This window comes from Vibrio antiquarius (assembly GCF_000024825.1).
Lineage (GTDB): Bacteria > Pseudomonadota > Gammaproteobacteria > Enterobacterales > Vibrionaceae > Vibrio > Vibrio diabolicus.
The window spans coordinates 2,187,898-2,201,499 of sequence record NC_013456.1; the positions used below are offsets into that span (position 1 = coordinate 2,187,898).

The window sequence follows — 13,602 nt, forward strand, 5'->3', positions numbered from 1 at the left end:
TCTGACTAAGCCTTCAGAGACGAAAAATGCAGTAATGGCTTGTTCCAGAGAAGATTATGCACACTGTTTTCAAACAAAACTTTGGTGCGAGATCAATGAACTTGTTTTCACATTGGAAAACATTTTATATCTGTGTTCAAGCTCACTAAATGCTCACGATTTCAGTGAAATATACTTTCCATCATAAAGTTAGTTAAGGTTTCTCCCCTAACTTCAGCACGTTGCTGAACCTTAACTGTGAACCCCATTTTCTCGTAGAAAGGTCGTGCAGTGATACTCACCTCAGAGTACAGTCGCTCTATCCCCTGTACTTTCGCCTGTGAAAATAGAAAAGACATCAAATCACGACCAATACCTTGGCCTTGATATTCATGGTGACAAAAGAAATGGTCAATCAAGCCGTCACTTTGCAAATCACAATAGCCAACGACCTGCCCTTCTATTTCCGCAATATAGGGTTGAATAGCATCCATTGTGCGTTGCCATGAGTTGAGATCAAAATCTGATGGGGCCCAAGCTGAAACTTGTGATTCGGTATAATCGCGACGATTAATGACTCGTACAGCGTGGTAAAAAAGTGTCCACAATATTGGAGCATCCTCTGTGCGATAGCGACGTATTGAGAGCATCGGTTCAACCATTCCTATTCGATAAATACCAAGTATTAACGCAAAGTAATACTGGTGAACTCATCATTTTCAATACCAACCACTAAAGGCTTTTCAAGCTGATCGCTGTTCATCAATACGGTGGTATTCAGCTCTCGACTTGATCTGCGTATTTTGCTTTTTCTGATGATATGTATATTCACAATGTAATCGGAATATTCTTTCGTGACTCCTCCAGAAAACTCCACATGCTCATTTTCATTATCTTGGACCACATGAAATTTTCGATTTGCTTGAATATCAGCACTGAGTGAAGAGTCACCATAGTTCAGTACAACGGACGTTGGTTCACTATCTTGATTGGCAAAACAGCCAAATGCGAACGTGCATAATGCAAGTATACTTTTTGATTTAAACATTGGTTATTCAATTTCTAGTTATTTTTCTGCCATTTGCATTACCAAACAGCACTCCTTCAATAATCGCCCATTGTGCCACAGGTGTACGCAAGTCTCTAAATACAGTAAAAGGATGTACGATGAAATTCCGCTAAAAATGGGGAAATCACAATGCAGCTGAGGATAAACCAGCCTATTTAATCGCCCCCAACAACACCCAAGCAATTGTTTTTATTGAATTTAAAAGAAACAAATAGTGTAAGCAATATACGTACAAGCTCTTACTTTTTCATACACAACTAAGCGAGTTAATAGAGAAAGACAATATTTTCTATGCCACATGTTACAAATCTACTCATCTCATTATCACGTATGATCCGATATTGTGGCACTAGCCTTCCCTTCTTTTAACGAAGGGAGGTTTTAACAATAAGGCTTGCACCTATTTTATAGCTAAAATCAATAAAGCATTTCCAACATCAGTTGGTCTAGGAGCGATCAATGAAAAACTCTCTCAGTTTTACTCATCTATTAAAAGTTGGCTTGATATCAATCGCAGCTTTGATGGGTGGATGCACTCAAGGAGATTGGCGTACCGCAAGCAGAGAACCTGCCGGTATCGCGCCTGACCCTTCCAATGTGAAACATGCCGTAATTGAGTTTTATGCCGCAGATGCATTTGGTTGGCGAGGCTGGTTTGCGGTGCACACTTGGTTTGCGATAAAGCCTGAAAATGCGAACGAATATACCGTGTATGAAGTGGTCGGGTGGCGCGTGAATCGTGGACAACCCGCTCTGTATCAATACCAAACGGGCACACCAGATCGCTACTGGTACGGTGCGAAGCCAGAAAAAATACTCTCAATACAAGGTGAAAAAGCCGATAAACTTATCCCAAAAATACAAAGCGTTATCAACCAATACCCTTGGGCTGAAGAATACACGTTGTTTCCAGGACCAAATAGCAATACATTCCCGGCTTGGGTGGGCAAGCAAATTCCAGAGTTAGAACTCGACTTGCCATTTAGAGCAATTGGTAGCGGCTACGCCAACGAGTAAAACAAAAGCTTGGTAACTGGCGCGTTTTACGTTCAGTGCATAGCACTATACCTATTGTGCGTCTTCACCTAACTCGGTTCTGTTTCTTCCGTTGCGCTTTGCTTTATACAGAGCGTTGTCCGCGTCTTTCATTACCGCTTCAATTGGCATATCGTTGCCTTTCCAGTGAGAAACTCCAAGTGATACCGTTACCTTACCAACGACCAGGAAATCGTGTTTTTCTACGTTATGCCTAATCCGCTCTGCGACATCAACCGCGTGATGAACATCCGTCGCTTCAAGGAACATCATGAACTCTTCCCCACCGGAACGGCAAAGATGATCATTCGCTCGGGCTTGCTCTTTCATCAACTGAGCGAATTCTTTGAGTAGATTGTCACCCACATCATGACCATAGTTATCATTGACGCTCTTAAAATGATCAATATCCAAAGCTAAAATAGAAAAAGCGGTGTTTTCTTGCTTAAACAAGCCTAGAACTTTGTCTAAGCCGCGTCGATTTAACAACCCAGTCATCGCGTCTGTTAGCGTATCCAGTTGCAGCTTATCAATGGTTTTTGAAACGATACCAAACGCTTTGAGGAAACTGAGCTTCAAATGTGAAGCCTCAAAATACCAAGACTTAACCAGCTTCAAATCATCGATGGATGAGGAGTGCTCTTCTACTCCTCGAACAGCGCCAGCCAATTGCCATAATGGTCTTGAAATAAGTAAAGAGAAGAACCAGATCAACAGCAGAGTTAATAAACCAATTGGAATCGATTTGAAAAATACACTCCACATCTGCTCATCTAGCACCATTAACGTCATTGATTTCGGGCGCTGAGCGACAATTCCCCACCCTGATGATTCAACTGGTGCATACCCTGCTAGCATTTCAACACCACGAGAGTTCACAATTTCTTTGTTACCACGCTGACCCATTATCACGGCGTTAATTGCCATATTATCGTTGATCACTTCACCAACCCGCGATTTATCTGGGTGGTAGATCAGCGTGTTGCTTTCGTCCACAACGTAAAGGAAAGAGCCATCTTTGTAAGCATGCTGGCTAAGTAATTCAGCAAGAATATTGTCCTTCTCTAAATAAATAGTACCGCCGATATAGCCTAAATATTCATTGGACTGAGAAAATATAGGGTATGAGATCGTTAACAGATAATTACCTGCGGGTGAGATGAATGGCTCAGTGACAACGGGCGCTTGAGCATTTAAAGATTGACGTTTTCTTTCACCAACGAGCTTTACACCTTTCACCTGAAGTGTCTCTGGTGATACAGAAATAATGACGCCTTTCGCATTAACGATAACCACAGAGTTGAATGATTTGGTTTGCTTTCTCAGCCTCTCCGCCTCTTCGTCAAGAAACTGAGCATCGTGCATCTTATCTTTTAGCAAGTTCGCACTGTATTTTAGCTGCGACATTGAGCTTTCTATGAAAGAGTCCGTCATTTCTGACATTTTTTGCGCATAAACGAGGTTGGACTCTAACGTGTTATTGATGATGAGATCTCGTTGCACTCGATAGATCGAATAAAACGCATTGATCAAAGTGACAAGCACACTGAAAACACACAAGATTACAATAAGGTTTCTAAGATTAAGTTTTTCTTTTCTTCTAAAGGACATTTGCCAACTGCCAGCTTCGATGGCTTTTTGTATGAATGAGCGTATAGGTTATATGAAATCGATTTAATTTTCAGGTAGGAAGTTGGGAGCAATATTAAATATTTTCTCACATAATAGGACGTAAAATGAGCTAATAAGAGAATTCAGTGACACAAAATAAATGCCGTGCCACTGTAATATCGCACAACTTTAAGCAAGCTCTGTGCTGGTCATTACCATTGTCTTTAATACATCGACAACAAGCTGATGATCATCTAACTGCGGTAAACCCGATACCGTCACAACCCCAATTAAACCAGAACCCATGATTCGAATTGGGAACGCGCCACCATGAGCACAATACTCACGCGCATCGAGATGTGGCTGATTTTCAAAATCACGCTGCTTTTGCTTATTGTACAGCGAGAGGTAGTAAGAGCTGCGACCATATCTCAATACTGAGTTTCGCTTTCTACGAACCCAATCCAAATGGTCAGCGCACGTTCCTGTCATCGCGTATTGAAATAGCGTTTGTCCAAAACCGTAGACCTCAATAGCCACAGCCGCGTCACAGGCTTCCGCCGCTTCTTTTAAAGCTAAACCAATAGACCACGCAACTTGGTGGTTAAACTCTTTCAATTGAAGCTCATGCTCTTGTTGAGCGACGAGCTCAAGCGTTAAGCTCATGATTTCACCTGAATCGTTTTACCCGTTTTACTACTTTCCAATGCCATCTCAATCAGAGCGATATTCTGTACTGCTTGAACGGCAGGAACCGGGTTATCAGTACCCAAACGAATGGCATTTGCTACACCAACAAAATAAGCTTGATACGCACCTCTCTCCGTTTTGATGGTTTGCGCACCACCTTCGTCGTAGCGGACACCGTATAACGCCTCGTCCTCTTCTGACCAAGCATCGTTCTCCGGTAATCGGCCTTCTTTTAAGTAACCTTCTTGAGGATCTAATCCGTATTTTTCATATTTAGCCTCAGTACCCAATACTTTATAACGCAGGTTTGGTTCTGGGCTGTATAAGTTTGAATGTAAATGCACAATATGATCTGGGTAATGAAGCACTAAGTTGTAGTAATCAATCGTCGTCGCGCCCGGACGCATCATTCGACACTGTGCGTCTATCGCATCTGGCAAACCAAATAACACCAAGGCCTGATCGAGAAGATGGGGAGCAAGATCGAATAAAATACCACCGCCATCTTGAGCCTGCTCTCGCCAGCGTTGACGAACTTCAGGACGGTAGCGATCAAAGTGCGACTCAAACAGCCTCACATCACCTAACTTACCTTGTTCGATAAGCGATTTAACGGTAAGAAAGTCGCCATCCCAACGCCTATTATGAAAAACGCTCAGAACCAATCCTTTTTCTTCTGCTAAGGCGATCAACTCATTCCCATCTTCTATGCGCGTTACAAACGGTTTTTCGACAATGACATGTTTCCCATTGTTCAACGCGCGCTTTGCGAGCTCGTAGTGCACGTCATTTGGCGCAGTGATGATCACAAGCTCAGCGTCACTGTCATCGAGTAAAGTATTGGCATCAGCAAACCACTGAGCATCTGGCCAATCATTTTGGACCGCTTCCTGTTGACGAGAACTTATTGCGCTCAACGTTAAGTTTGGCAGTGCTTTAATGAAGGGTAAGTGGAAAGTTTTTGCTGAATATCCGTAACCAATCACGGCGGTCTTTACGGGATCGTAAGCCATACTAAGATTCCTTATTTCGGTGAAACAACAATACATTCAATATCATTGTGGTCGAGAAGTTGTTGAAAATCTGATTGAGGAGCATGATCGGTAATAACGATGTCGATCTTTGACAAATCACATACATTGTGAAAATTGTCGCTTCCAATTTTGCGGGATTCACAAACGACAATGACTTGTTGAGCTTGCTCTATCATGGTTTGTTTCATGGTTGCTTCTAGCTCATTATTTGTCGTCAACCCTCGGGATGACAACGCGCACACACCAATAAACGCCTTATTCACATGATATTGCTTCATTTGCTGTTCTGCTTGTGCACCCAAGATCGCTCTGGCGTAGGGGTCAAAGTGTCCACCTAAGAAATGGACGTCCATTGATTCACTTTTTTCAGCAGCGAGCAGTACGTCAATACTGTTGGTGACCACGTTGAGCTTATCTTCTTCACAGCGTGCTTTTTCTACGTAAAGTGGGAGCAGAGATAAGATAGTACTGGTATCAATAACAAGGTGGTCACGCTCATCCAAAAGCTTAGCGGCCGCTTGAGCGAGGCGATGTTTAGTGTCACTAATTGGTCGATTAGAGTACGCCTCTGTATAGGAGGATATCGGGGCAAGCATGACGCCACCTCGGATTCTTTGTAATCCCGGTAGTTGGCTCAACTTGACTAAGTCTCGACGCGCTGAATCTCGCGAGATGCCAAAATACTCGCAAACTTCCGATAACGTTATTTTGTTTTGTAGGTCTAGCTTGGCTCTGAGCTCTATCAATCGCTCTTCTTGCGTCATTACTTAAATTCACTTAAGTGGTTTTAAGCAATAATGCCACACAGCAATCAAATAACCAATACGGACGCACGCAATATTTGCTTATGCTGATACCAAACAGAATTGTTAAGTTGAGGAGATGAAGAGCGTTTTGCTCATCACCCCCTATCAAAAAATTTTTGGTGTAATGTTTACGTTGGCTGGGTCGCTACTTTTTCATGGCTTCTTTAAAAACTTGATTCCAATCTTGTTTCATATCGACAAACAACCAACCTTGCTCTTCACCCACTTTAAATGATTTGTCTAATTTCCCCACGTGAGAGTCTTTATCATACGCCCATTCACGCTTGTCATCCGTGTGATGGATAACCGCTGAAAATCGTGGGCCAGACCCCGCTTTAGTCCACTCTAGCATTTGTAAGTCACCGTCAGAATTACCAAATGCCATCACCGGGCGCTTACCAATGAAGTTCTGGATCGTGACAGGCTTCACCGCTTTATCATTCACAAAATCAATTTCTGGCAAGCGTTGAATAGTCGGCTGTCCATCAACGACCTGATACTCCGCTTTTAATGTCGTCCCAACGATATTTTGCGTTGGGATCCCGTATACTTCTGGTGCCCAAACACGCATGAAGTCAATGCCACCTCCAGAAATTATATAGGTCTGGTAGTCATTTACTCTCAAGTACTCGAGTAACTCAAGCATCGGTTGATAAACCATTTCAGTGTATGGCTTTCCCGTCGTAGGATGAACGGCCGTTTTCATCCACTCCTTCACTTCTTGATGGAACTGATCAGTCGACATTCCAGAGTGAGTCGCCATAACAAGCTGCATCACACCTTCAAGGCCTTGCTTGCCAACCCCCTCCAAGTCACCTTTTATTGCCGAAGCAAAAGGTTCTGTTGTTTTCCAATCAGGATGCTCAGAGGCCATCTCTTTCACTTTATCGATCGCAAAAAACAGCTGTAGATAAACGGGTTTTTCTGCCCACAGCGTCCCGTCATTATCAAACGTAGCGATCCTTTGGCTTTCAGGAATATAAGCGTCCGAGCCTTGAGTCGTCGTTTTAGTAACAAACGCCATAATAGCTTGCTTCGCACCGGTGTTGTTCCATGACGGCAGAGGATCTTGCACATCAGCAGCAATGCCATAGCTAGACAGAGCAAAACTTGTCGCAAGGACAATCACCTTTAACTTTATAGCCATTTTAATTCCTTATATTGAGGTACGGGATGCAAATCCAAATGAAAGTATAGTTCACGATTAACAAGCGCAATTCAGAGCAACATATGTAACGACACCAAAAAGTGACCCTGTAACTAGAAACGCGCTTTAGTTAAAGAAGCTTACTGATAAAGTGTTGAGTTAGCTGGCGTCAACCTGCTCTGAAGTACTTTGACGTCCCTTTTTCTGATTAAGCTCATCAATCACGTAATCCGGAGCCACTTTCTTTAGTTCCGCTAAACACTGTTCAGACTTGGGTTTATCGTACCGAATGTAGATATCACACACTGCATAAAGCTGCTCCGGCGCGCCAGAGATCAAATAAGCTTTTTCAAAAGCGTGCACAGATTTTTTAAGATCTAACTCTTCTTGCAGAACACCATTTAAGTACCAAAAATAACTGTTGTTCTTCGCCATATTAGCGGCCTTTTCAATTTCGCTAGCGGCATCATGCTTCTCACCAAGTCTTACTAGCGCCAATGACTTCGAGTAATGCAAAGCAGCGTTATCAGGAAAAAGTGTGATTGCTTCATCAAGTACTTGGATAGCTTGTCGATCTTTTTGTTGCGCTCGAAAATTGTCCGCATAGCTTAACCAGACTTGCGGGTTACTTGGCATCAGCTTGGTTAGCTCTGGATAAATCAATGCCGCTTTGTCCCACTCTCGATGCCAACGATATACATCGGCAAGGAGTAATCTAGAAACGTTGTCAGTTTTCTGCGACAAGTAGGATGTTAAATCAGTCACCGCGCCTTCAAGTGACTGTTGCTGCTCCGAACTTAAACTGGCGTAATCTCGAACCAAGTTTATCGCTGCGGTAATTCGAACCATTGCATCGTCATCACTTAGCAACGGGGAAACCAGACGCCAGCGATGCTCTATCATATAGGGTTGAGCTCCTACAATTGCTGCTTCACGAATTCCAGCATCTGCATCTTTCAAACCACGAGCGACGGCAACCAAAGCGTTTTGGCTGGGGTAGTTGGCTAGTTCACGTAAAGCATCAATACGCTTTTCTGAAGACAACTTCTTGTTTTGTGCATCATAAGACAATTTTTCGACTAGCTGTGCTAGCGTCATTAGTTCTTCTTGAGATGCTATCTCAACGGGTGAAACTCTATCTGAATTGAGCGGAGGTTTATCTTGAGCCCAAACGCCTTGGCTTAACGCTACACTCATCGTGAACGTTAAAAGTGACTTCGTAAAACGCGTTATCTTTTGCATTGATGAGACCTTACTTTTATAAAACTGGACTAGTTGAATCTTAGAACTTAGTGTCAAAAACAGGTCGATTAGACGCTTTCAGATGCAAAGCCATATCACTGTATTTGCCGTGTACCACAGGGTTGCCCATCGCTCGTAAAATGTACGCCATTGATTTGTCGACATGCGCAAAAAACTTCTTCCAACCTGCACATAGATAGTTGAGGCCGGGCTCACCTTCTCTGGTGCGAATAAAGCGGTTTTTAGGGCATTCTCCAAAACATGCAAACTGATAATCGCAATTAACACACTGCTGAGGCAGTGTACGACTTTTAGCAAACCCGAATTTCTGCTGGTCAGGGCTATAAGCGAGAGTATCGAGTTTTTCGCGGTGAATATTTCCGACCTTGTATTCCGGGTAAACATAGTGGTCACACGCAAAGACATCACCGTTTGGTTCCATTGCTAAACCTTTGCCACAGATTTCACCTAGCGTGCATAGTGGGTTTTTTCTTCCCATCCATGTTTCCAAACTCGCTTCAAAATACTGTACAAAAACGTTACCAATATCATGCACGACCCACTCATTGAATATCGCGATAAGGAAGTTACCCCATGCTTCATCCGCCACACAAAATGGCTCGACAACCGAATCCTTGTGGCCGGGAATCAGACGTTTATCACCTTGCATTAGTTGATCATTGGGCTTCCAAGTTTGTGGCGCTGTTGTTCTGAAAGTTTTCTGCTCAACAATCGGAATAAACTGCATTTGAGGGGAACATACTTCATCTCGTAAGAAGCGATACACTTCCAAAGGGTTACGACTAGTCAAGTTGTTCACACACGTGAGCGTTGCAAACTTCACTTCATGCTTATGCAATAGCTCAACGGCGTTCATCACTTGTTTAAATGTACCTCTTCCCGCTCGGTTTGTTCGGTAAGCGTTGTGCATCATCTCAGGGCCATCGATGCTTAAACCGACGAGAAAGTGGTTCGCTTTTAGAAACTCGCACCACTCATCATTAAGAAGCGTGCCATTAGTCTGAAGATCATTAGAGATCGTAATACCATGAGGGCGGTATTTATCTTGTAATTCAACAATTCTTTTGAAGTAATCCAACCCCAGCATGGTTGGCTCTCCACCTTGCCAAGAGAAGATAATTTCAGGTGTGTTCTGCCCTTCTATGTATTGGCGGATATAGCTCTCTAAGGTTTCGTCATCCATTATTGGCGAGCACCCTTGCTTATATTCCAACAAATCTTGTTTGCTTAAGTAATAACAATAAGTGCAATCGATGTTGCAAGCAGCACCAATGGGCTTTGCCATCACATGTAAACGCTTAGATGCTTTTCCGTTGAACTGCGGCCCTTGAGTTATGTGCATTCATCACCTTCTTAGTTGCTAACCTGTCCCCAATGATGTCAAACCTAATCATCGAGTTAATCGCCTAGGGTGATGATAATGTTCAATTATTCTCGGCGCTTGTTATAGTGTGTATAACCGTTTGTTATGGTTTTGCTTGCTAGACTTTCTGACCAAAGTCGTTGACGGAGTCGCCGAATGAAGCATCCCAAAAGTAAGATTATTTCCTTTGTCTCAACCATGTCGGTCACGCTGATAATTAATGGGTGTGCAACAACCCCACCACACTCTCTCGCTCAGAAAATCGATCAAGATATGGTTCTTGTCGAAGGTGGGCAGTTTACGATGGGCGCAGATAATCCATCAGCCAAAAAGTCAGAGCGCCCAGCTCGCACTGTTAACGTTGATGGATTCTATTTGTCAAAATTTGAGGTAACTCAATCGCTTTTTGAAGCTGTCACTGGCTCCTCTCTGAGCTACTTTCGAGATCCAAATACACCCGTCAATAATATTAGTTGGCAACAAGCCAATTATTTCATTAAGAAATTGAATGAAAAAACGGGAGAGCATTACCGTCTACCAACAGAAGCTGAATGGGAGTTTGCCGCTAAAGGCGGAATTTTAACTAAAGGCTTCACTTTTTCTGGATCAAACAATATTGACGATGTGGCTTGGTATGCGAATAACTCGCACAATAAGGCTCATAAGGTAGGTCAAAAGCAACCAAACGAGCTTGGGTTGTACGATATGACAGGTAACGTAGGCGAGTTTGTGATTGATGCTTTTGACGAAGGTTATTACAAAACAGCGCCCAGTGATAATCCGGTAAACGCAAAAGAGGAAAAAGAAAGCCTTGCACACAAGTCTGTACGTGGCGGCAGCTTTGCTTATGGCGCAGACGAATCTGAAAACTATCGCCGCGATTTTGCCAGCCAATCCGTCATTATGTCTGACATGGGCCTTAGACTAGCGAAAGACGTAGACTAAACTAAGTAGAGAAAGTGGCGCGATAAAGGCTCCACTTTTTACTATTGGTGTTTAATCTCTACAGATTCGCAATAGATGCTTTCAGCTGATCAATAGCCTGCTTAGGAGCATAATTACTCAGCTCTTTTAGACACCTATCGAAAGCAAAAGCGACAGCACCTTTTTTATGATTTCTCGCTAGAACTTCGCATTGAGCATATAAATGTTGAGGGTTCCCACCAACTTTAAACGCAGTCTGCAATGCCTTACTGGCTTCCAGAACTTCACTTTTTTCTAAAGCTAGACCATAAACATACCAGTAGTGAGCGTTTGTCTTTCCTAGTTCTGCGGCATGTTTAAGTAGAGCTTTGGCCTCATCTTCCTTGCCTTGGCGTAACAAAGAAAGACCGGCACTGTAAGGTAATGAGCTGGATTTAGGCTGAGCTTTCATCCCTTGTTGTAACACCGAGAGCGCAGCTTTTTCTTTCCCAAGGCGTCTATACAGGTCCGATAAATTCACGTAACTATTTTCGAAATAAGGCTCGATACTTATCGCTTCTTGGTATAACGCAATTGCCTTATCGATTTCGCCTAAGCTGCGGTATACATTTGCCAAATTGGTTCTGCCGAAACCACGATCGGCGTTAAACTTTTGAATGTCCATGTACTCTTCAAGCGGTGGTTGAATCCTATCTTTTTGTAACGGCGTCATTTGCGCATAGCTGGTCACTAATACCGAAGCCGCCTCCGCCCTCACTGAAAGTACGGGATCATCCAGCAGTGGTTCTAAAATTCGCCATCGATCATGAAACTCATAACCAGACGAGCCCGCGACTGCGCCGAGTCTAATCATTTCATTCTCATTTTTAACGGCCCTTGCAAGCGAAACAGTCGTATTTTGGTCAGTATTGCCGCCCATTCGCTCTAATGCAGAAGCTCGTATGATGTCTTTTAATGATGAATCCTGAGCAGAGTAAGCCAGAGCATTCGCCGCCCCTTTGTGCCCAATTGCATCGGCATAAAACGCGACAGCAAAGTGTTGTTGATTGCGGTATTGAGAGTGAGGAAACCATTCGGCTATCTGCGCATCCGCCCACTGGTTACTCTTATCCTCATGACAAGACGCACATACATTAGGCGTGTCGATGTGTTTACTCAAGTCAGGTCTAGGTACGTGCCAACTGTGGTCTCTACGAGGATCGACTTGCATATAAGTCGTTTCTGGCATGTGACAAGTCGTGCATTGTGACGCTTTGGCTCCCGCTTCATGGAAGGTGTGGTTTTCTGGGGTATATTCTGACGCAATATGACATTGTGAACATACCGCCTCTTCTGGGATGTTTAGTTTTGCCGAATGAGGATCGTGGCAATTGGTGCATGTTACGCCTTTTTCAGCCATTTCAGACTGAAGAAATGAACCGTAAACATAGTCTTCATCGTAAATTTGGCCATCGTGGTAGTAGAGTTCTGGAGTGATCAGGCTTAACCGATATTTATCGAAAAATGAGCCTTGAATGTGATCACCTGTCTCATTCAACTGCGTTCGACGGCTGTGACATTGTGCGCACGTCTGAACTTGATTTGTTTCTGCGATTGCTTTTGGTTGTAACGTTCTGTGGCCCTTCTCAAATACCCACTCGGTTACCGCTTTAGATAAATTTCGGTCAAAACCATAGTGACTATCTGTATCGAAAGAGCCTCCTGTAGATGCGGATTTTTTCGCCAACTCGATGTGTCCACTTGCAGGGCCATGACACGCTTCACAACCAACATTGATCTCGGACCAAGACGTGTTGTAGGTATTTTTGATTGCTTCATAGTTCTTCTTTAAATTGGTCGAATGACAGTCTGCACACATGAAATTCCAATTTTGCCCAGTGTTAGTCCAGTAAAACTCATCTGTCGTTGTTGTCTCTGGATAGAGGTGAAACCAGCGCTGACCACCTTCCGATTTCGTCCTTGAATCCCACGCAAAAGGAATGAGCTGTACACGACCGTCTTCAAACTCCACCATATATTGCTGTAACGGTTCCCAGCCAAATGTGTAGCTAATTTTATAATCATGCCATTCACCATCAGGGCCTTGAATATTGACCCAATACTCCTCGCCTTGTCTAAAAAAACGGTTGGGTTGCCCATCATGCGTCACTGTGCGGTTATCAAAATCACCTTGAACAGATTCTGAGTTTGCATGTTTCATTGCCATATCGTGATGAGAGCCCTTCCAAGCCTCCACCTCTTGTTGGTGACATTCCGCGCACGTTTGCGTGCCGACATAGTCCAACCCAAGCTTCGTGGTATTTTGGGGACTCTCTATCACTGATGCCTGGGGAAAAAAAGAACCACTCACCATGACGATACCCAGAAATAAACACCGAAACCGAACTGCCCACTGACTCATAACTATCCTTAGTATTTAGATGGTGCAACTTGAATCAATATAGTAGCTAACCCCTTGGTTATACAAATAATTAGAAGTGAAAGGCCGTCAAAATGAGTGCTCCATTCTTTGTCCCCCGATTAGGGAGTATCTCGGTGTTTTTGCTGAAACCTTATTCGTCTCACCAGCAATCTGCACTGGTGTTCATTAGTGACCCATCTCTATTTTTAAAACCTCCCCAAATCATCAGAATGACAAGTATTTTTATTTAGAAACAAATAGTTAAATACCCTCGATAACT

Annotated in this window: 12 protein-coding genes; 2 read left to right on the forward strand and 10 right to left on the reverse strand. The window is 43.4% G+C overall.

The window, feature by feature from the left end; all coding sequences use genetic code 11:
* Nucleotides 1-161: 161 nt before the first annotated feature.
* Both VEA_RS10225 and VEA_RS10230 read right to left on the reverse strand, forming a co-directional pair.
* A complete protein-coding gene (locus VEA_RS10225) occupies nucleotides 162-629 on the reverse strand; it encodes a GNAT family N-acetyltransferase (RefSeq protein ID WP_012841870.1) in 468 nt (155 codons plus the stop codon).
* Between the two features lie 35 nt (nucleotides 630-664).
* Nucleotides 665-1,027 (reverse strand): hypothetical protein, encoded by a 363-nt coding sequence (locus tag VEA_RS10230; RefSeq protein WP_012841872.1) that lies wholly within the window; start codon nucleotides 1,025-1,027, stop codon nucleotides 665-667.
* Nucleotides 1,028-1,507: 480 nt separating this feature from the next.
* Between VEA_RS10230 and VEA_RS10235 the strand changes: the two genes are divergently transcribed.
* Nucleotides 1,508-2,065, forward strand: coding sequence for a DUF3750 domain-containing protein (locus VEA_RS10235; RefSeq protein ID WP_012841873.1), 558 nt, complete (start codon nucleotides 1,508-1,510; stop codon nucleotides 2,063-2,065).
* A gap of 51 nt (nucleotides 2,066-2,116) precedes the next feature.
* Here VEA_RS10235 and VEA_RS10240 read toward each other — a convergent pair whose 3' ends face one another.
* The 7 genes from VEA_RS10240 to VEA_RS10270 form a co-directional block, all read right to left on the reverse strand.
* Nucleotides 2,117-3,694, reverse strand: a complete 1,578-nt coding sequence (locus VEA_RS10240; protein WP_006741582.1) for a sensor domain-containing diguanylate cyclase — start codon at nucleotides 3,692-3,694, stop codon at nucleotides 2,117-2,119.
* 189 nt (nucleotides 3,695-3,883) lie between these two features.
* Nucleotides 3,884-4,360 carry a heme-degrading domain-containing protein gene (locus VEA_RS10245; protein WP_005393342.1) on the reverse strand — a complete coding sequence of 159 codons (477 nt, stop codon included), beginning with the start codon at nucleotides 4,358-4,360 and terminating at the stop codon, nucleotides 3,884-3,886.
* Complete coding sequence (locus VEA_RS10250) at nucleotides 4,357-5,397, reverse strand: oxidoreductase (RefSeq protein ID WP_012841876.1); 1,041 nt, start codon at nucleotides 5,395-5,397, stop codon at nucleotides 4,357-4,359. The genes VEA_RS10245 and VEA_RS10250 overlap by 4 nt, the downstream gene beginning before the upstream one ends.
* A gap of 11 nt (nucleotides 5,398-5,408) precedes the next feature.
* On the reverse strand, nucleotides 5,409-6,182 hold the full coding sequence (locus tag VEA_RS10255) for a DeoR/GlpR family DNA-binding transcription regulator (protein ID WP_006741584.1): 774 nt from the start codon (nucleotides 6,180-6,182) through the stop codon (nucleotides 5,409-5,411).
* Between the two features lie 187 nt (nucleotides 6,183-6,369).
* The gene (locus tag VEA_RS10260) at nucleotides 6,370-7,371 is read right to left on the reverse strand and encodes an HAD family hydrolase (protein WP_006741585.1); all 1,002 of its coding nucleotides are present in this window, start codon (nucleotides 7,369-7,371) and stop codon (nucleotides 6,370-6,372) included.
* 159 nt (nucleotides 7,372-7,530) lie between these two features.
* Entirely contained in the window at nucleotides 7,531-8,613 is a 1,083-nt protein-coding gene (locus VEA_RS10265) for a tetratricopeptide repeat protein (RefSeq protein ID WP_006741586.1), read from the reverse strand.
* A 40-nt stretch (nucleotides 8,614-8,653) separates the two neighbouring features.
* Nucleotides 8,654-9,976, reverse strand: coding sequence for an anaerobic sulfatase maturase (locus tag VEA_RS10270; RefSeq protein WP_006741587.1), 1,323 nt, complete (start codon nucleotides 9,974-9,976; stop codon nucleotides 8,654-8,656).
* A gap of 177 nt (nucleotides 9,977-10,153) precedes the next feature.
* Here VEA_RS10270 and VEA_RS10275 point away from each other — a divergent pair, with 177 nt between their 5' ends.
* Nucleotides 10,154-10,942: a formylglycine-generating enzyme family protein gene (locus VEA_RS10275; protein ID WP_006741588.1), complete on the forward strand. Its 789-nt coding sequence runs from the start codon at nucleotides 10,154-10,156 to the stop codon at nucleotides 10,940-10,942.
* Between the two features lie 58 nt (nucleotides 10,943-11,000).
* Here the strand turns inward: VEA_RS10275 and VEA_RS10280 are convergent, their stop codons facing one another.
* Complete coding sequence (locus VEA_RS10280; protein ID WP_006741589.1) at nucleotides 11,001-13,322, reverse strand: multiheme c-type cytochrome; 2,322 nt, start codon at nucleotides 13,320-13,322, stop codon at nucleotides 11,001-11,003.
* Nucleotides 13,323-13,602 lie beyond the last annotated feature (280 nt).

What these genes read in the sequence shown, in the direction of transcription:
- VEA_RS10275 (WP_006741588.1), top strand. Translation starts at nt 10,154, where the DNA reads ATGAAGCATCCCAAAAGTAAGATTATTTCCTTTGTCTCAACCATGTCG.
- VEA_RS10250 (WP_012841876.1), bottom strand. Translation starts at nt 5,397, where the DNA reads ATGGCTTACGATCCCGTAAAGACCGCCGTGATTGGTTACGGATATTCA.
- VEA_RS10245 (WP_005393342.1), bottom strand. Translation starts at nt 4,360, where the DNA reads ATGAGCTTAACGCTTGAGCTCGTCGCTCAACAAGAGCATGAGCTTCAA.
- VEA_RS10235 (WP_012841873.1), top strand. Translation starts at nt 1,508, where the DNA reads ATGAAAAACTCTCTCAGTTTTACTCATCTATTAAAAGTTGGCTTGATA.
- VEA_RS10255 (WP_006741584.1), bottom strand. Translation starts at nt 6,182, where the DNA reads ATGACGCAAGAAGAGCGATTGATAGAGCTCAGAGCCAAGCTAGACCTA.
- VEA_RS10260 (WP_006741585.1), bottom strand. Translation starts at nt 7,371, where the DNA reads ATGGCTATAAAGTTAAAGGTGATTGTCCTTGCGACAAGTTTTGCTCTG.
- VEA_RS10265 (WP_006741586.1), bottom strand. Translation starts at nt 8,613, where the DNA reads ATGCAAAAGATAACGCGTTTTACGAAGTCACTTTTAACGTTCACGATG.
- VEA_RS10270 (WP_006741587.1), bottom strand. Translation starts at nt 9,976, where the DNA reads ATGCACATAACTCAAGGGCCGCAGTTCAACGGAAAAGCATCTAAGCGT.
- VEA_RS10225 (WP_012841870.1), bottom strand. Translation starts at nt 629, where the DNA reads ATGCTCTCAATACGTCGCTATCGCACAGAGGATGCTCCAATATTGTGG.
- VEA_RS10240 (WP_006741582.1), bottom strand. Translation starts at nt 3,694, where the DNA reads ATGTCCTTTAGAAGAAAAGAAAAACTTAATCTTAGAAACCTTATTGTA.
- VEA_RS10230 (WP_012841872.1), bottom strand. Translation starts at nt 1,027, where the DNA reads ATGTTTAAATCAAAAAGTATACTTGCATTATGCACGTTCGCATTTGGC.
- VEA_RS10280 (WP_006741589.1), bottom strand. Translation starts at nt 13,322, where the DNA reads ATGAGTCAGTGGGCAGTTCGGTTTCGGTGTTTATTTCTGGGTATCGTC.